The sequence below is a fragment of the Halopseudomonas salegens genome, assembly GCF_900105655.1.
In the GTDB taxonomy this organism is placed as follows: domain Bacteria; phylum Pseudomonadota; class Gammaproteobacteria; order Pseudomonadales; family Pseudomonadaceae; genus Halopseudomonas; species Halopseudomonas salegens.
In genome coordinates, this window is record NZ_LT629787.1 from 1582978 (window position 1) to 1600589 (window position 17612).

General features: G+C 58.2%; 15 protein-coding genes. 7 read left to right on the forward strand and 8 right to left on the reverse strand.

Features of this window, described 5'->3' with window-relative positions; all coding sequences use genetic code 11:
• Positions 1 to 14: 14 nt before the first annotated feature.
• From BLU07_RS07065 to BLU07_RS07095, 6 genes are read right to left on the reverse strand one after another with little or no spacing between them, the layout of a single operon-like run.
• Positions 15 to 2618, reverse strand: a complete 2604-nt coding sequence (locus tag BLU07_RS07065) for an ankyrin repeat domain-containing protein (protein WP_157719113.1) — start codon at positions 2616 to 2618, stop codon at positions 15 to 17.
• 26 nt (positions 2619 to 2644) lie between these two features.
• Positions 2645 to 3379, reverse strand: coding sequence for a TonB C-terminal domain-containing protein (locus BLU07_RS17550; protein ID WP_157719114.1), 735 nt, complete (start codon positions 3377 to 3379; stop codon positions 2645 to 2647).
• Positions 3379 to 3813 carry a TonB system transport protein ExbD gene (gene exbD / locus BLU07_RS07080; protein ID WP_092385511.1) on the reverse strand — a complete coding sequence of 145 codons (435 nt, stop codon included), beginning with the start codon at positions 3811 to 3813 and terminating at the stop codon, positions 3379 to 3381. The genes BLU07_RS17550 and exbD overlap by 1 nt, the downstream gene beginning before the upstream one ends.
• A gap of 2 nt (positions 3814 to 3815) precedes the next feature.
• On the reverse strand, positions 3816 to 4694 hold the full coding sequence (locus BLU07_RS07085; RefSeq protein ID WP_157719115.1) for a MotA/TolQ/ExbB proton channel family protein: 879 nt from the start codon (positions 4692 to 4694) through the stop codon (positions 3816 to 3818).
• 16 nt (positions 4695 to 4710) lie between these two features.
• Positions 4711 to 5037 (reverse strand): winged helix-turn-helix domain-containing protein, encoded by a 327-nt coding sequence (locus tag BLU07_RS07090; RefSeq protein ID WP_092385515.1) that lies wholly within the window; start codon positions 5035 to 5037, stop codon positions 4711 to 4713.
• Between the two features lie 2 nt (positions 5038 to 5039).
• Positions 5040 to 5588: a hypothetical protein gene (locus BLU07_RS07095; protein ID WP_092385517.1), complete on the reverse strand. Its 549-nt coding sequence runs from the start codon at positions 5586 to 5588 to the stop codon at positions 5040 to 5042.
• Positions 5589 to 5773: 185 nt separating this feature from the next.
• On the opposite strand from BLU07_RS07095, the gene BLU07_RS07100 reads away from it, so the two are divergent.
• The 4 genes from BLU07_RS07100 to BLU07_RS07115 all read left to right on the forward strand — a co-directional run bounded on the left by BLU07_RS07100 (position 5774) and on the right by BLU07_RS07115 (position 9512).
• On the forward strand, positions 5774 to 6193 hold the full coding sequence (locus BLU07_RS07100) for a hypothetical protein (protein WP_092385519.1): 420 nt from the start codon (positions 5774 to 5776) through the stop codon (positions 6191 to 6193).
• Positions 6194 to 6209: 16 nt separating this feature from the next.
• The gene (locus BLU07_RS07105; protein ID WP_092385521.1) at positions 6210 to 7427 is read left to right on the forward strand and encodes a serine hydrolase domain-containing protein; all 1218 of its coding nucleotides are present in this window, start codon (positions 6210 to 6212) and stop codon (positions 7425 to 7427) included.
• Positions 7428 to 7429: 2 nt separating this feature from the next.
• Positions 7430 to 8461: a UDP-glucose 4-epimerase GalE gene (galE, locus tag BLU07_RS07110; RefSeq protein WP_092385523.1), complete on the forward strand. Its 1032-nt coding sequence runs from the start codon at positions 7430 to 7432 to the stop codon at positions 8459 to 8461.
• Between the two features lie 145 nt (positions 8462 to 8606).
• Positions 8607 to 9512, forward strand: coding sequence for a hydroxymethylglutaryl-CoA lyase (locus tag BLU07_RS07115; protein ID WP_092385525.1), 906 nt, complete (start codon positions 8607 to 8609; stop codon positions 9510 to 9512).
• On the opposite strand, the gene BLU07_RS07120 is transcribed toward BLU07_RS07115, so the two are convergent.
• Both BLU07_RS07120 and miaE read right to left on the reverse strand, forming a co-directional pair.
• Entirely contained in the window at positions 9474 to 10328 is an 855-nt protein-coding gene (locus BLU07_RS07120; protein ID WP_157719116.1) for a substrate-binding periplasmic protein, read from the reverse strand. The two genes, BLU07_RS07115 and BLU07_RS07120, sit on opposite strands and share 39 nt — an antisense overlap.
• 21 nt (positions 10329 to 10349) lie before the next feature.
• Complete coding sequence (gene miaE / locus BLU07_RS07125) at positions 10350 to 10955, reverse strand: tRNA-(ms[2]io[6]A)-hydroxylase (RefSeq protein WP_092385529.1); 606 nt, start codon at positions 10953 to 10955, stop codon at positions 10350 to 10352.
• A 161-nt stretch (positions 10956 to 11116) separates the two neighbouring features.
• Here miaE and BLU07_RS07130 point away from each other — a divergent pair, with 161 nt between their 5' ends.
• The 3 genes from BLU07_RS07130 (at position 11117) to BLU07_RS07140 (ending at position 17574) form a co-directional block, all read left to right on the forward strand.
• Entirely contained in the window at positions 11117 to 11977 is an 861-nt protein-coding gene (locus BLU07_RS07130; protein WP_092385531.1) for a universal stress protein, read from the forward strand.
• A 326-nt stretch (positions 11978 to 12303) separates the two neighbouring features.
• A complete protein-coding gene (gene acnB / locus BLU07_RS07135) occupies positions 12304 to 14898 on the forward strand; it encodes a bifunctional aconitate hydratase 2/2-methylisocitrate dehydratase (RefSeq protein WP_092389653.1) in 2595 nt (864 codons plus the stop codon).
• Between the two features lie 114 nt (positions 14899 to 15012).
• On the forward strand, positions 15013 to 17574 hold the full coding sequence (locus tag BLU07_RS07140) for an EAL domain-containing protein (protein WP_197675081.1): 2562 nt from the start codon (positions 15013 to 15015) through the stop codon (positions 17572 to 17574).
• The last annotated feature ends 38 nt before the right edge of the window (positions 17575 to 17612 follow it).

A 17612-nucleotide genomic window follows, 5' to 3' on the forward strand; every position in this document is an offset into this window, starting at 1 on the left:
GCATCAGCTTGACCTCAGCGCTCGGTTACTACCAGCTGGTACTCGCTGGTATTGCCGCCGCGATGGGTCACCACATAACCCTGGTGGGTGGGGACAAACCCCTGGGTCAGTGCTGCGCTGTAGAGTTGTCGCCAGGCCACTTCAACCGACTGTTCGGTTGGATTGAAGACCAGTCTCAAGACTTGCTGCTCCGGCATCTTGTGCAGGTTGAAGCCCGGGGCGTTACCGATTTCATTGATGATCGGGAAACCGGCTTCAAACACCAGTTTGTCTTCTCTATTGGCGCGCAAATCAGGGAAATAGATCTGGAACTGGCCATCGGTACGCGCGCTCAAGCGCGACGTGAGAATACGGACCAGGGTTGTTGCGTGGCCGGTCATGGATCGCCGCATGCGCCGGGGAGACATTTCCAGAGAACGGGTAAACAGCGTCATCGGCTCGCGGGTACGCAAGGTGATTGCATAGTCCACACCGTCTTCCCGAACCACCAGCTCTTCCCCGGCATGCAGGTTGGCTGCGGCCTGACGGGTGATCGGCAGTGGCTCGAAACTTTGCGCACAAAGTCCGGATTTAAGCTCGCTGCGCTGCTGGCTGTCCAGGCGCTGATTGCCGTCCAGCGTCTGACACACTTGCCGACTGTAGCCGCTCCAGGCCTGTTTCGCTGCATCGGCATCCAACAGCAAGCGAATGACCTCCTGGTCGGCTTGTTGGGCTGCCAGCAGCAAAGCGGTTTGTCGGCCGGTGTAGGCCTGTTCACGCTCGGGACCACCGACTCCGGCATCGGCAACCTGCCGGGTTTGCGCATGCACATCCGCACCTGCCTGCAGCAATCGACGCACTGATTCCGGCTGATTGGCGGCCGCTGCATTCATCAATGCGGTGCGCCCCCAGCGGTTGCCGTGATTGACCGGAAAGCCGCGACGCAGCAGCAGATCGAGTGTTTCCGGCTGATAGACGGCAGCCATCAGGGCGCTGTCATCTTCAGCCGCCAGGCCACGACGTTCACGCCCGTAGGTATCGGTTTCGTAGTCGATAAAGTCGTTGACCACGTTCAGCGGCGCCTGGTTGAGTACCACGCTGTGCAGCGTGGCAAAGTTGCGTCCTTGCTCCAGGCTACCCGCAGCCGGTGCCATGGCAAAGCGCGGTCGATAATTGCCAAAGGGTGGCAACGGCGCTTCCGGCAGCGATTCCGGAGCTTGCAGGTTTTCCAGGGCGCGGGCAAAGGTTTCATGGAACAGCAAGTCAGCAGCGCGCTCCGCTTCGCTGGCGCCCATGCCCTGATCGGCAAACATCACTTTCAGCTCCTGGTGCGCCGGCTGCAACATGGGCATCAGGCGGCGATAGAATGCCTTGTTGTTGATGTTGCGTTCCGACCATTGGAACAAGGCTTCCAGCGCAGCATCCTGGCGCTGTCGGATGGCCGCTTCCCGGCCATAACGCTGCCAGTCATCAGCCCCCAGCAAGGGCAGATTGAGCAGGGTCCATTGGTGTTCTTGCCACAGCTGGTGATTATCGCGCCGCTCGTGCTGGGCAAAGGCGCCCAGCGGCTGACCGCGCAACTCATCCAGCGCCGTTTGCAGCTCGGTATAGACCGGCAGACCGTCAAGGGTGTTGTAACGCGGAGGGGTCAGGTAGGTGCGCATCAGGCATTGCGGCACAAGGTCACGCCCCTGCAGGCGATAGACACCGGCAAAAGCCGACTCCCCCCGTGCTGCCGGCGAGTAAAAGCCCCAGGTTTCGTTGACCAGAAGCAGCGTTTGCCCTTGCCACTCGAAGAGCTCGAGGCGGCCGTAATCGCCGGTTTGCGATGAGGACGCATGGGCCCGGCCACCGTAATTGGGCAAGGTTGCTACCCAGCTCGGCAGGTCGCTGTCATCAAAAATCAGTATGTCATTCAACGTCAGCCCACGGCTGCGGACCTGGTAACCTGCCATCAACCCCGGGGTGTAGCGGTCGACCTCATAGTAGCGCCCTTCCCGTTCAAGTCGCTGAACCGGGCCATCGCTGGACGCCAGCAAGCGCGCACCGGGAATCTGCTCGGCATCGGGCATGCCCTGCTCGCGCAATTGCTGGTTGAGATTCTTTTGCAGTGGTTCGCACAGGGCATCGTCCCGGCTCTCTGCCATGCGGTATTCGGCATAACTGGCCATGGCATGTTGTGTCTGCCCGCCTTTTGCCTGGGCTTCAGGCCAGCCCTGCAATTGCCCCAACCGGCGCTGATACTGCATGCTGAGGCAGGCTTGCGCTTGTGGATCACCGCTGATGCGCGTGTCGGTTTCCTGAGCAATCGAGCAGACGTTGCCGAGGCTGGTACTCCATAGCCGCTGATTGCTGTCCAGCAACAAACGGCCAGGCACGTCCAGCGCCAGGCGCAGGTCACGATAGCGTTCCGTGACCTGGCGCTCCAGTTGCGACAGGCTGTCACTGGCGCAGATCTGTCGATGTACCGCCGGCAAAGCCCCGGTACAGGCAAAACTGGCCCGGGTCGAAGGCCTGTCCTGCAGTACTCGCGGGCCCGGCTCTGTGGGCGGCAGCTGAGGTGGCGGCGATGCCGCGCATGCGCTCAGCAGCATGGCGCTGGCCAGCAGGGTCAGGTGATGTCGGTTGGCAGCAAACATGGCGTACCTCTGTAGTGAGCTGAGAATCATTTGATGAAAATGGCCGTGCCATAAATGACGTAACTTTGCGCGCCCTGATTCGGTGGTGGCGGGAACGGAGCGGCCTGCAGGATGGCGCGTTCAGCGGCAGCATCGAGCAAGTCGTCACCACACCGGTTGATCTCGTAGGACACAATCCCGCCATTGGCATCCACGGTGATCTCGTAGGGGATATAGCACTGCCGCTTGAAATCATTCGGATCGCCGTCATACCCCGGCGGCGGCTTGTACACTGAGCCTTCCGGACGTTCCAGGCGCGCAATGACCCGACTGGTCACGGTATCGGCATAGCCGGATGGCGCCATCCGTGCACGTTGCGACGTCTGCTGCGTATCACTGGGTGGCGGCGGTGCCCAATCCTGGTTGGCGCCGAACGCATGCGTCGGCGGACCACTCCGGGAAGCGGGTTCAGGCGCAGGTGCCGGGCGTGGCGGTGGCTCCACCGCTGGCTCGGGCTCGGGTTCAGGCTCCGCTTCAACAATCTCGGGCTCAGGTTCCGGTTCGGGCTCAGGCTCAGGCTCTGGTTCCGGCTCGGGCTCGGGCTCGGGTTCAGGCTCCGGTTCGGGAATAACCATCTCCACGGCCACCACGCTGACCGGGGGCTCGATCGGCTGGCTGAAACGACCACTCATCAACCAGCCTACCAGTGCAGCATGCAGGGCCAGAGATACCCCAATCACGATCACGCGTGGCAACCATTGGCGTTCGTCGGCGGTAGCCATCAGAACTCCTGATCTTCCGTGGCAACCAGACTGATCCGGGTATAACCCGCCCGTTGCAAGGTATTCATTACCCGCATCAGGGTGCCGTAATCAATCGCCTGGTCGCCACGCAAGTACATGCGGGTTTCCGGGTTGCCGTTGGTGAATGCGTGTACGCGGTTGGTCAGTGCAGCCAACTCGACCGGGTCTTCCTGAACGAACAATTGCCCGTCTGCCTGTACGCTGATATATACCGGATCAGTCGGCGGCGGCGAAGTGGTGGCGCTGTTGCTGGGCAAATCAACCGGGATGTCGACTGTGGCCAGTGGTGCTGCCACCATGAAAATGATCAGCAGCACCAGCATTACATCAACGAAAGGCGTGATGTTCATCTCCGCATTCTGCTGGTAATTGTGCCGCTTGACCGAGGGGCCTGAATTGAACTGGATACCCATGTTCAGCGTGCCTCGTCGATTTGCCGCGAGACATTGGCGATCATCTCGGCGGTAAAGTTGTCCAGTGCGCCGACGAAGCCATTGATGTCACGGGCGAACTTGTTGAAGATCATTACCGCCGGAATGGCCGCAAACAGACCCAGGGCGGTAGCCAGCAAGGCTTCGGCAATCCCCGGCGCAACAACCGCCAGGCTGGCTGATTGCATGGTGGCAATGTTGGCGAAGCTGTTCATGATGCCCCAGACGGTACCGAACAGGCCGATAAAGGGTGCGGTCGCACCAATGGTGGCCAGCACACCCATCATGCTGCCCAACCGGGCCAGATCCCGTTCCTGCACGATACTCGCGCTCAGTGACATGCGCTGCAGCAAGCGGTTGACCTTGTCACCATCCTGCAGGTCACCCTGGTGGCGGCGGTAATGCGACAGTTCAGACTGAGATACCTGCCACATCCGTCCCATGGCGCTTTTAGTGGCCTGGCTGTCCAGGTCATCATCGGATGCTCTGAACGCCTTGAGAAAAACTTGGTTGGCCCGTTTAGCCCGGGCAAACAACCAGAGCTTTTCAAACAGGATTGCCCAGGTCAGTAGCGAGCAGAAAACCAGGAATATCATTACTGACTTCACTACCAGATCAGCCTGGGTATACATTTCGCGTACCCCGAACCGCTCGTGCGCCTCGGCCATATTGGCCTCGGCCGCCACCGGTTCTTGCTGAGGCAGCGGTGTATTCAGGCTGGGCGCAGCCTGATCGAGCGCTTCGGTATCGGCCAGGACCAGGCCGGTGGAAAGCCCGGCCATAGACAGCAGCAAGACCAGGGCCAGCAAGCGCAAGCGCGCCAGACGACGCAGAAATACAGACGACAAGGGGCTGATAAACATGTACAGGACTCCAGGGTTATTGGCTGCCGGACTCATCCAGTGAATCCAGTTCGCTGACGTTCAACAGGGAATGTAAACAGGTAACGTAGTTGGCAAAGGCAGTTCGACCACGGCCACTCAGGCAAACCCGGGTGCGCGGCTTCTTGCCCACGAAATCTTTTTTCACCCGCACATAATCCGCCCCTTCCAGGGTGCTCAGATGTGCGCCGAGGTTGCCGTCGGTGGTTTTCACGATGGCTTTCAGGGCAACGAATTCAAGCCATTGGCCGGTTGGCATAGTATTCAGCGCGGCCATGATTTTCAGCCGCACCGGTTGGTGGATAATCTCGTTGGGCGTTTGCATAGTCAGTAGCGCCGCAACCAGAGGCCAAACAGCATCAGCCCGCCGCCGAAGGCCAGTGACATCCACCACCAGAACCAGGCTTGCAGCAACAGATGAGCAATCAGGCAGACCAGAATAAGCGTGGCACCAAGAAAGATATAACGAGGGCGGACCTGGGCACCGCGGATAAGATACAGGCAACCGATAAACAGAGGCCCTGCAAGCGCGCCTTGAGTCGGCGGCAAGGGAAAATAGAAGAAGTGGATCAGACACACGAACAAAAGAATGCTGCCAATCACCAGCAAATATCGCCAGACGATGCCGGGGATGACATCCTTGCTGCCCCGTGCCAGCCAGAGGCCTGTCAGGATGCCGAAGGTAAGCACACCGAGCCAGGACAGCAGAATATACTCAGGTACAAGCGCGCTCAGCGCGTAGCCAATGACATGGACAAATCCCCATAACACCAGTTGATGCGACTCTGCCTGATAGTCCTGAAAGCCGGCTACACGCTCTTTGATCAGCTCGATTTCACGCAGTGCTCTGGCTGCTTCTTCCGCATGTTCTGTCATGGCTTTACCTTTGTTGTTATAGCAAAGCACTCTATGTGACAGAGTTTAATGATGCAACCCACCGAGCGGGCTTTTTTACTAACCCGAATGGGTGATGCTTGATAGATTCGCTGAATATGTTACTGACCTGCGCAGCCAGGCATTGCTATGCGATAATCAGGCAAATACGCTTTCCAGGAGTTTTCATGTCGTCTGCCAAAGGGCGTCAGCGGCGCATTCCTACCGCTGTCAAATTGGGCTTTATGGGCTTGCTGATAACCATGGTACTGGTTGTTGGCTGGCAAAACCTGCCTCGCGGAGTGGTATCCACGGATCTGGAAGTAATCGGTCAGGGCAAGCCGGTTCTGGTGCTGACGCGCGACGTGAATTTTGTCGGTGGTGGCGAGGTTATGGAACTCATGGGGCATCTGAGTACCGAAGAACGTGAGCAGGTTGAAATGCGTGTCGCTCACCTGGGCCAACCGAAAGGCCAGGCATTTGCCCGGCAGTTTTCCACCCGGGATGCTGACCTGGTACTGCTGGATGGTCAGGGGGAGATGCTCGGTCGGGTTGACCACCCGGAAACGCTGGAACACATTCGTCATTTGCTGCAGCAGCACCTGTAACTGAATCGGACAATCAATGACTCAAGCCTCTGTAACTGCCGGAATGGACTGTCAGCGCCTGGCGCGCATCACGGATTTTCTGCAGCGCGATTATATTGCTCCGGGCCGTCTGCCCGGTACCCTGACCCTGGTCGCCCGTCGAGGCGAGGTCTGCTATCTGGAGGCTCAAGGGCTGCGCGATATCGAACGGCAACAGCCGATGACCCGGGATACCCTGTTCCGCATCTATTCGATGACCAAGCCAATCACCTCGATTGCGCTGATGCAGCTGTATGAGCAAGGGCGCTTTCTGCTGGATGATCCGGTACACAAGTACATACCGGCCTGGCGCAACCTTCAGGTGTACAAGGCGGGTGTCTACCCCGCCTTTATGACCACCCCCTGCCAGCGGCCGATGACCATTCGCGACCTGATGACCCATCAGTCCGGCCTGACTTACGGATTCATGAACCGTACCAATGTGGATGCGGCATATCGGGAGTTACGTCTGGATGGCAACGCCAACCTGACGCTGGATACCCTGGTCGACGAGCTGTCCCGCTTGCCGCTGGAGTTCAGCCCCGGCACGGCCTGGAATTATTCGGTATCTACCGATGTGTGCGGTTATCTGGTGCAGCTGTTCAGCGGTATGTCGCTTGACGCGTATTTTCAACAGCATATTTTTGCACCGCTGGGCATGCACAGCACCTGGTTCCAGGTGCCACAAGATCAACTGCATCGTTTTGCCGCCTGCTATGAATACCAACCAGGCGACGGCATGCGGCTGCAGGATGACCCGGCCGACTCGCCCTTTGTTCGCGGTCATGGTTACCTGTCGGGTGGCGGCGGGCTGGTGTCATGCATTGATGATTATTATCGCTTTGCCCAGGCACTGGCCAATGGCGGTGAACTGGACGGCGCGCGCATCATTGGGCGCAAAACGCTGGAGTTCATGCGCCTCAATCACTTGCCCGGGCAATGCGACCTGCCCGGCTACAGTGTCGGTGCTTTCAGTGAAACACCCTATGAAGGCACGGGCTTTGGCCTCGGCTTCTCGGTCAAGCAGGATGTGGCCAAATCCCAGACCATCGGTTCTACGGGTGAATACGGCTGGGGCGGTATGGCCAGTACCAATTTCTTCATTGACCCGGAAGAAGACCTGCTGATGATTTTCATGACCCAGCTGATTCCCTCGTCCAGCTACCCGATCCGGCAAAATCTGCGAGCAATCATCAACGCGGCTCTGGTGGACTGACCATGTCCAGCCAGCCCTGCATTCTGGTAACCGGTGGTGCCGGCTATATTGGCACACACACCTGCATTCAACTGATCGCGGCCGGCTACCGGGTAGTAGTGCTGGATAATTTCAGCAACAGCTCACCGGAAGCCGTGCGCCGTGTTGAAGGTATTTGCGGTCAGTCGATCGCCCTGGTGGAAGGTGACATCAACGATCGCGCCCTCCTCGACCGCTGCTTTGCCGAGCATACGATTGACACGGTGATTCATTTTGCCGGTCTGAAAGCGGTCGGAGAATCTGTCGCCCAGCCGCTGCGCTACTACCACAACAACGTCAGCGGCACCCTGGTGCTGTGTGAAGCCATGCAGGCTGCCGGCGTGTTCCAGATGGTGTTCAGCTCATCGGCCACGGTGTATGGCGACCCTGACAGCCTGCCGATTCGTGAAGACAGCCCGACCCGGGCCACCAACCCCTACGGGCAGACCAAGCTGACCATTGAACAGATCCTGCGTGACCTCGGCCATGCAGACAGCCGCTGGAAGGTTGCGCTGCTGCGCTATTTCAACCCGGTTGGTGCCCACAGCAGTGGCTTGATCGGCGAAGATCCGGCGGACATCCCCAATAATCTGATGCCCTTTATCGCCCAGGTAGCTGTTGGCCGCCGCGAAGCCCTGCAGGTTTTTGGCAGTGATTACCCAACCCATGACGGTACCGGTGTGCGCGACTACATTCATGTCATGGATCTGGCTGACGGCCATGTAAAGGCCCTGCAATGGTTGGCGCACAACAGCGGTGTGGAAGCCTTCAATCTGGGTACCGGGCAAGGTTATTCGGTACTCGATATGCTGCATGCCTTTGAACGCGCGTGCGGCAAGCCCCTGCCCTATTGCCTCAGCAAGCGCCGCCCCGGGGATATCGCCAGTTGCTATGCCGACCCGGGCCGCGCTCGCGAACAACTGGGTTGGCAAGCCACCCGTGGCATTGATGATATGTGTGCCGATACCTGGCGCTGGCAGGACAACAATCCGCATGGGTATCGTCAGAGCAGTTGATTGGATTGCCACCTTGCTGTGCTCCTCGCAATGAGGGGGTGGCCCTCATCGCGAGCCCATAGGGCCTAGCGATCCAGTATGCTCTGACACTGACAGGCGCCGGCAGCAGGTGCGGCACTATTGAATTCCGGATATCGAGGCTTTTATGACCCTCCCCCGACAGGTTCGTCTGGTTGAAGTTGGCCCCCGTGATGGCCTGCAGAACGAGCAACAGCCAATCAGCGTGGCCGACAAGATCGCTCTGGTGGATGCCCTCAGTGCCGCTGGAGTAAGCAGCATCGAAGTCGGCAGCTTTGTATCACCACGCTGGGTCCCTCAGATGGCTGGCAGTGCCGAGGTGTTCGCCGGCATTGAACGTCACGCCGGGGTGCGTTACACGGCACTGACGCCGAACATGCAGGGGTTCGATGCGGCAGCCAGTGCCGGAGCGGATGAGGTAGCGGTATTCGCAGCCGCGTCGGAAGCGTTTTCTCAACGCAACATCAACTGCTCGATAAGCGAGAGTCTCAAACGCTTTGAGCCCATCATGACGGCGGCCAAAACGGCCGGATTGCCGGTGCGCGGCTATATCAGCTGCGTACTTGGCTGCCCCTATGAGGGCACGGTCAGCCCGGCGCAAGTGGCTGCGGTGGCTGCCGAGCTGCACGCCATGGGTTGCTACGAAGTGTCCCTGGGCGACACCATCGGCACCGGCACCGCTGGTGATACCCGTCATTTGATCGAGCAGGTCTCCCGGCAGGTTCCACGAGACCGGTTGGCCGGTCATTTCCACGACACCTATGGTCAGGCGATTGCCAATATTTACGCCAGCTTGCTGGAAGGTGTCAGTGTATTCGACAGCTCGATTGCAGGCCTGGGTGGTTGCCCCTATGCCAAAGGCGCCAGTGGCAATGTCGCCAGTGAGGATGTGCTTTACCTGCTGCACGGGCTGGGCATCAGTACCGGCATCGACCTGCCTGCCCTCGCGGCCGCCGGGGGACACATCAGCGAGGTATTGCAGCGTCCGAATGGCTCACGGGTCGGCCGGGCTTTGCTGAATAAACTGGCTTGACCAACGCTCGCCATATTCGGCGATCAATTGCTCCATGACACCCTCCCGGTTGAAACGGGCAAGGGTATCTTCCAGCGCCGCACGCAACTCCGGAGTATTGCACTCCGAGCGCTTGGAAAAAGTAAAATACAAGGCCTCGTTGATCACCGAGCCGGGCAGGATCTCCAGCTGGTCGGCAATGCCGATCTGCTCTGCCAGAGCCATGCCCTGATAGCGCTCGTAAATCACGTAATCGACGCGATTCAACAGCAAGGTTTCAAAGGACTGACGCACTGATGGAAAGGCGCTTATGTCGAGAAATTCTCTGGCGAAGACATCGAAAGCATTGCCAAAACTGTTGTTGACCAGGGTACTGCCACGCTTGTCGCGCAAATCATCCCACCCGTTGTACTCGAAACCATGACCCTTGCGCACAAATATGACGCTGGGTACGTAGGTATAAGCCGGATGCAGATAGTCCATCCAGGTTTGTCGCTCATCCGTCTTGAAGGCCCCGAGCAGCATGTCGATGCGGCCGTTTCGTGCGTCATTCTGCGCCCGCGCCCAGGGTCCGACGTTGCGTGCCTCCAGCGTTATGCCGTGCTCTGCCAGTAGCTGACTGAGCAATGCGGCTCCTGCTCCGCGCAAGGCATGGGTATCGGCGGGATCGACCCAGAGCAAAGGGGGATACTGGTTGTTGCCACTGGCAACCAGACGATTGCAGTGCTCTGCCGACTGAGCCGCGCCGACAAACAGAAGACTGCCACACACGATGGCGGTTAGCCGACTAACCCACCAGCGGGCCTGCACGCATAATCGGTATAACGAGACTGGCATGATCCTCATCCCTGCTGTGCTTCATGCGGGTACTGCCCCGCTGTGAAAACGAAAGACCTGATCATCAGCATGCACTGCAGCCTGTTCCGCGGCTGCAAATGTCTGGATGCGGGGAGTGATGTCCTCATCAGCATACTGACGGGCAAGATTCAGGTAATCCTGATAATGCCTTGCTTCCGACTTTAGCAAAGAAAAATAGAAATCGGCCAGCTCTACATCCAGTTGTGGAGCCAGACGGGCAAAACGTTCGCAGGAGCGAGCTTCGATAAAGGCCCCGACAATCAGCGTATCAATCAGCTTGCCGGGCTCCGAGGTGCGTACTTCCGAGCGCAGGCGCTGCGCATAATGACTGGCTGACAGCCCTCTGTAGATCACGCCGCGCTTGGCCATCAATGCCGTGACCTGTTCAAAATGGCGCAGCTCTTCACGTGCCAGGCGTGACATTTTTTGCAGCAAATCCGGTTTGTCGATGTAGCGAAACATCAGGTTCAGCGCAGTGGCTGCCGCTTTCTTTTCACAGTTGGCATGATCTATCAGCAGCTCTTCGGGGTGTTGCAACGCTTGTTCGAGCCAGCGTTCAGGAGTCGGGCAAGGAAGAAAGGCCAGGAGGTGATCAGGCAGGGTCATTTTGAACTAATCTACAATGTAATTAAGTATTGAGATCGATTATACGTAGATATCAGCTGTAGTGCAGGTTTGATCCAAATCAAGCGCAACATGGAAAAAACCAGCTAAATTGCATCCAAGATACTGAAACAGCGCCTTTGCTGACATATAGGGAGAAAGCCATGCAGGCCATCAAACGTATTCTGGTCGTAATCGACCCCTCGCTTAACGATCAGTTGGCGCTCAAGCGCGCTCGCCTGATTGCCGGGGTGATTGAGGCAGAGTTACACCTTCTGGTATGTGAAGACCGCCAGGATCACATGCCGACACTGGAAAAACTGGTTGCCGAACTCAAGGCCGAAGGCGTCAAAGCCAGCTGCAGTCAGTCCTGGCACAAGAACCTGACCGATACCATTGTCAAGGCAGTGCAGTCTCAGGGCAGCGGCCTGGTCGTCAAGCAGCACCTACCGGACAACGCGGTGAAAAAAGCGCTATTGACGCCGGATGACTGGAAGTTGCTGCGCTATTGCCCGACGCCGGTACTGCTGGTGAAAACCGAAGGCAGCTGGATGAAAGGCGCCGTACTGGCCGCCGTCGACCTGGGCAACCATGACGACCAGCATCATGTACTGCATGACACTATTGTCAGCCATGCTGCGGACCTTACCGAGATGATCAATGGCGACCTGCATCTGGTCAGCGCTCATCCGGCGCCCATGCTGTCGGCTTCCGACCCGACCTATCAATTGCGCGAGAACATCCATGCTCGCTATATTGAGGAAGCGGACAAGTACATGACCCACTACAGCCTGGAAGCTGACCGGCTGCACATCGATGAAGGCCCTGCCGACAGCCTGATTCCGGCAGTCGCCAAAAAAACCGGAGCCTGTGTCACCGTGATTGGCACCGTCGCGCGCAAGGGCATTTCCGGTGCGTTGATCGGCAATACCGCCGAAGTCATTCTGGATACGCTGGACAGCGATATTGTGGTGCTCAAGCCTCAAGACATGATTGCCCATCTCGAGGACTTGCTCGAGAAGTAAGCACGACGTCAACAGGCCGGCATATTCCTTGACGGGGTATGCCGGTTTTTTATTGCCTGTCGGCAAGCAACCTCCTCCGCTGCGCCACTTGTCTCATACCAAAGTCACAGCGACTTAACTTTAGTGGTGGCTTACTGTAGAATCACCGCGCCGTAAGGGCTGTGTCTCAGGCGTTTGCTCGCAATCCACGTTTATCTGACTACACCGATTACCCGGGTTGCCCCGCATGCATCTTGCCAGCGTTTGAACCACCCTTGAACCCGGTTTCCAGGTCCATGTGAATGACCGTCCGCCACAAGCGGATCAGACTGATGAGGGTAATTATTGTGCTTGAAGCCTATCGCAAACACGTAGAAGAGCGCGCCGCAGAAGGCGTGCCGCCGCAGCCGTTGAATGCCGAACAGACTGCTGGTCTGATCGAGCTGCTGAAAAACCCGCCGGCCGGTGAAGAAGAGTTTCTGCTCGACCTGCTGGTCAACCGCGTCCCCCCGGGCGTTGACGAGGCTGCCTACGTCAAGGCTGGCTTCCTTTCCGCCATTGCCAAAGGTGAAGCCACTTCACCGCTGCTGGAGAAGCAGCGCGCCGTTGAACTGCTCGGCACCATGCAGGGCGGCTACAACATTGCCACCATGGTTGAACTGCTGGACAACGAAGAGCTGGCTGCCGCTGCCGCCAAAGAGCTCAAGCATACCCTGCTGATGTTCGATGCCTTCCACGATGTTGCTGACCGTGCCAAGAAAGGCAACAGCCAGGCCCAGGCCGTGCTGGAGTCATGGGCTGCCGGCGAGTGGTTCACCAACAAGCCGGAAGTACCCACCAAGCTGAGCCTGGCCGTGTTCAAGGTGCCGGGCGAAACCAACACTGACGACCTGTCACCGGCCCCTGACGCCTGGTCACGCCCGGACATTCCACTGCACGCCCGCGCTATGCTGAAAATGGAACGCGACGGCATCCACCCGGAAGAACCCGGTGTGGTCGGCCCGCTCAAGCAGATCGAAGAAGTCAAGGCCAAGGGCTTCCCGGTTGCCTACGTGGGTGACGTGGTCGGTACCGGTTCTTCACGCAAATCCGCTACCAACTCGGTGCTGTGGTTCTTCGGTGACGATATCCCCAACGTGCCGAACAAGCGCGCTGGTGGTTTCTGCTTCGGCAACAAGATTGCCCCCATCTTCTACAACACCATGGAAGATGCCGGCGCCCTGCCGATCGAATTCGATGTCAATGAACTCAACACTGGCGACGTGATCGACGTTTATGTCTATGAAGGCAAGGTCTGCAAGCACGGCACCGATGACGTCATCACCACCTTTGAACTGAAAACTCAGGTACTGCTCGACGAAGTACGCGCCGGTGGCCGTATTCCGCTGATCATCGGTCGCGGTCTGACCGACAAGGCACGCACCGAGCTGGGCCTGGAGCCTGCCGATCTGTTCCGCAAGCCGGAAGTACCGGCTGCCAGCACCAAGGGCTTCACCCTGGCGCAGAAGATGGTTGGCAAGGCCTGTGGCGTTGAAGGCATCCGCCCCGGCACCTACTGCGAGCCGAAGATGACGACCGTTGGTTCCCAGGACACCACTGGCCCGATGACCCGTGACGAGCTGAAAGATCTGGCTTGCCTGGGCTTCTCGGCCGACCTGGTGATGCAGTCCTTCTGTCACACTGCGGCATACCCCAAGCCGATTGACGTGACCACGCACCACACGCTGCCTGACTTCATCCACAACCGTGGTGGTGTTGCCCTGCGTCCGGGCGACGGCATCATCCACAGCTGGCTGAACCGCATGCTGCTGCCCGACACCGTCGGCACCGGTGGCGACTCGCACACCCGTTTCCCCATGGGCATCTCCTTCCCGGCCGGTTCCGGTCTGGTCGCTTTTGCTGCAGCCACTGGCGTTATGCCGCTGGATATGCCGGAATCGGTACTGGTTCGCTTCAAGGGCGAAATGCAGCCCGGTATCACCCTGCGTGATCTGGTCCATGCCATCCCTTACTACGCGATCCAGGAAGGTCACCTGACCGTCGAGAAGAAAGGCAAGAAGAACCTGTTCTCTGGCCGCATTCTCGAAATCGAAGGTCTGGATCACCTGACTGCCGAGCAGGCGTTCGAACTGTCTGATGCCTCTGCCGAGCGTTCCGCTGCCGGCTGTACCATCAAGCTGAGCGAAGAGTCGGTTGCCGAGTACCTGAAATCCAACATCGTCCTGCTGCGCTGGATGATTGCCAATGGTTATCAGGATGCCCGTACCCTGGAGCGTCGTGCCCAGGCGATGGAAGCCTGGCTGGCTGATCCCAAGCTGATGCAGGCGGATGCCGATGCCGAATACGCTGCCGTGATCGAAATCGATCTGGCTGACGTAAAAGAGCCGGTTCTGTGTGCACCGAACGATCCGGATGATGCCCGTCTGCTGTCTGACGTTGCTGGTCGCAAGATCGATGAAGTCTTCATCGGCTCGTGCATGACCAACATCGGTCACTTCCGTGCCGCCGGCAAGCTGCTGGAGAAAAACAAGGGTGCCCTGCCGACCCGCCTGTGGCTGGCTCCGCCGACCAAGATGGATCAGTTCCAGCTTACCGAAGAAGGTTACTACGGCATCTACGGCAAAGCGGGTGCGCGCATGGAAATGCCCGGCTGCTCGCTGTGCATGGGTAACCAGGCCCGCGTAGCGGCGAAGTCGACCGTGGTTTCTACCTCCACGCGCAACTTCCCCAACCGTCTGGGTGATGGTGCTGACGTCTTCCTGGCGTCGGCCGAGCTGGCATCGGTGGCATCCATCCTGGGTCGTCTGCCGAGCGTTGAGGAATACATGAGCTACGCTGCCGACATCAACAGCATGTCCAGCGAGATTTACCGCTACATGAACTTCAACGAGATCGAGTCTTACCAGAAAGCTGCAGCGTCCATTCCGGTCACTGAAGTCTGATAGCGACCTGAACTGAAAAAACCGCCAACGGGGCAACCTGTTGGCGGTTTTTTTATGTAGGATGAATGAGCATTCTACAATGACAACAACGTCTCTCCATCCAAGGCCCAACCCATGTGCGTGCCTGCCCGTTTTCTAGCTGCCGTGCTGATGTATTGCTCCCTCTGTGCGGGCTTGCTGCTGCCTGCAGCGCATGCGCAAGACACGACGGTGAGTGTCGGTGTTTACAACAATCCACCGAAAATCATGCTCGACGCTGATGGCCAACCCAGCGGCATCTTTGGTGAGCTTCTGCAGGCGATTGCCGAGGAAGAAAACTGGCAGCTGATCGCCGTGCCCTGCCAATGGCTGGCCTGCCTGGACATGCTGGACAGCGGTGACATCGACCTGATGCCGGATATGGCCTGGAGCGAAAGGCGAGGCGAGCATTATGCTTTCCATCAAACACCGGCTTTGCGCAGCTGGTCGCAACTGTACCAAAGCGCGGATCAGAACATTCACAGCCTGCTGGATCTCGATGGCAAGCGCATTGCAGTTCTGTCGGGGTCGATTCAGCAGCAATATCTGCAAGAACTCGCCAGCAGCTTTGCCCTGCGCGTCGAATGGGTACTGGTGGACAGCTTTGTCGAAGGCTTTGATGCCGTCAATGCCGGGGTGGCCGATGTGGTGGTTGCCAACCAGTTGTTTGGCGACCAGGAATCGTCACAACGCAATATGGAGGCTACCCCTCTGGTGTTTCAGCCTGCCCGGCTGTTCTTTGTCAGCCATCCTGACAGTGCAATCAATCAGCAGCGCCTGGGCCGCATCGATCACTATCTGGATCAATGGATAGCTGACAAGGCTTCACCGTACCATCGCATTCTAGGCCGCTGGGCGGGTGGTCTCGAACCGCAGACGGTTATCCCCGGCTGGCTGCTGTTTGCACTGGCAGTATTGCTGGTCATGGTGGTGGCTGTCTTGCTGACAAGCCTCTGGCTGCGGCGCATGGTCGCCCTGCGTACGCGCAAGCTCAGAGCGAGTGAAGAACGCCTGAATACCATTCTCGACAGTGTTGAAGCCTTTATCTTTATCAAGGACAAAGATCTGCGCTACCAGTATGCAAACCAGAAAGTCTGCGACCTTTTTGGCCTGAAACGCAAAGAGCTGATTGGTCGCAGCGATGAGGACTTTTTTGACGCTGCAACCTGCGTAAAGCTCAGACTCAATGACTTGCGGGTCCTTGAGCAAGGTGAGCGGGTCGTTGACGAGGAAATCAATCGCCTGGCCGACAACACCCTTTTGCATACCTTTCTCTCGGTCAAAATTCCGCTGCACAACCCGGACGGCTCGATTTACGCGCTCTGTGGGATATCTACCGATATAACCGAGCATCGGCAGATTCAGGAACAGCTGCATCATCTGGCCTTTTATGACCCGCTGACGGAGCTGCCAAACCGTCGCCTGTTGCTCGATCGCATGACCCGTGCACTGGCCAATCAGGCCCGCACCGGGTATGCCGGAGCTCTGTTGATGATTGACCTGGACAACTTCAAGGACATCAACGATACCCGCAGTCACGAGGCCGGGGATGTGCTGCTGCAGCAAGTGGCTGCACGTCTGGGTACTCATTTGCGGGCGACGGATACACTCGCCCGCATTGGCGGTGATGAGTTCGTTCTCATGCTGGAAGACTTGAGTTGTGACCACGACGAGGCCTTTCAGCAGGTGGGCAGTCTGGCAAACAGCGTGTTGCAGCGCATGGACAAAGCCTTTCGCATTCATGGCCAGGACCATGTGTGCAGTGCCAGTATCGGTATTGCCATGTTTGCCGATGCCGTGAACCATGAAGACCTGCTCAAGGCTGCGGACATGGCCTTGTTTGCGGCCAAATCGACCGGGCGCAACACGGCGCGCTTCTTCAATACCGAGATGCAGGCAGCCGTCAATCAACGCAGTGCTCTGGAAGCGGCCCTGCGGGAAGCGCTGGAAGCCGGTCGCAAGCAACTGCAATTATTCGTGCAGCCCCAGGTCGACAGCCGCGGCAAGGTCATTGGCAAAGAGGCCTTGCTCCGTTGGCAACATCCGGAAAAAGGGGCGATCTCCCCGGCCGAATTCATTCCGGTGGCTGAAAGCACCGGGCTGATTATTCCGCTGGGCGAATGGGTTATCAACGAGGCGTGCCGGATACTGTCTGCCTGGCAACAGCTTCCGGACCATCGCGAGTTGCCACTGGCGGTCAATATCAGTCCGCGTCAGTTTCGGCACCCTGGTTTTGTCGAGCATTTGCTGGGCTGCCTGGAGGCCTGGCAGGTCGATCCCGGGCTGATGGAACTGGAGGTGACAGAAAGCCTGTTGATCGATGACCTCGACCAGACCATCGAGCGCATGTGCCTTCTGCGCGACAAGAGCATGCGGCTGTCGCTGGATGATTTTGGCACTGGATACGCGTCGCTGGGATATTTGAAGCGCCTGCCGCTGTTTCAGTTGAAGATCGACCAAAGCTTTGTCTGTGACCTGCTGACCGACCCGAACGATGCGGCTATCGTACAGGCGATCATAGCCCTGGGTAACAGCCTTGACCTGCAGGTCATTGCTGAAGGGGTGGAAACCGAAGAGCAACGACAGCGGCTACTGCAATTGGGTTGCCGGTATTTTCAGGGCTATCTGTTCGGTCGTCCGGCATCGGTTGAACACTGAACCGGACCGGTGACCGGCATACAGGCTGGCATGGCAGC

Coding starts and splice junctions, on each gene's coding strand:
- BLU07_RS17550 (WP_157719114.1), bottom strand. CDS start 3,379: ATGGCTACCGCCGACGAACGCCAATGGTTGCCACGCGTGATCGTGATT.
- BLU07_RS07120 (WP_157719116.1), bottom strand. CDS start 10,328: ATGCCAGTCTCGTTATACCGATTATGCGTGCAGGCCCGCTGGTGGGTT.
- galE (WP_092385523.1), top strand. CDS start 7,430: ATGTCCAGCCAGCCCTGCATTCTGGTAACCGGTGGTGCCGGCTATATT.
- miaE (WP_092385529.1), bottom strand. CDS start 10,955: ATGACCCTGCCTGATCACCTCCTGGCCTTTCTTCCTTGCCCGACTCCT.
- BLU07_RS07100 (WP_092385519.1), top strand. CDS start 5,774: ATGTCGTCTGCCAAAGGGCGTCAGCGGCGCATTCCTACCGCTGTCAAA.
- BLU07_RS07065 (WP_157719113.1), bottom strand. CDS start 2,618: ATGTTTGCTGCCAACCGACATCACCTGACCCTGCTGGCCAGCGCCATG.
- BLU07_RS07130 (WP_092385531.1), top strand. CDS start 11,117: ATGCAGGCCATCAAACGTATTCTGGTCGTAATCGACCCCTCGCTTAAC.
- BLU07_RS07105 (WP_092385521.1), top strand. CDS start 6,210: ATGACTCAAGCCTCTGTAACTGCCGGAATGGACTGTCAGCGCCTGGCG.
- BLU07_RS07090 (WP_092385515.1), bottom strand. CDS start 5,037: ATGCAAACGCCCAACGAGATTATCCACCAACCGGTGCGGCTGAAAATC.
- exbD (WP_092385511.1), bottom strand. CDS start 3,813: ATGGGTATCCAGTTCAATTCAGGCCCCTCGGTCAAGCGGCACAATTAC.
- BLU07_RS07140 (WP_197675081.1), top strand. CDS start 15,013: ATGTGCGTGCCTGCCCGTTTTCTAGCTGCCGTGCTGATGTATTGCTCC.
- BLU07_RS07095 (WP_092385517.1), bottom strand. CDS start 5,588: ATGACAGAACATGCGGAAGAAGCAGCCAGAGCACTGCGTGAAATCGAG.
- BLU07_RS07085 (WP_157719115.1), bottom strand. CDS start 4,694: ATGTTTATCAGCCCCTTGTCGTCTGTATTTCTGCGTCGTCTGGCGCGC.
- BLU07_RS07115 (WP_092385525.1), top strand. CDS start 8,607: ATGACCCTCCCCCGACAGGTTCGTCTGGTTGAAGTTGGCCCCCGTGAT.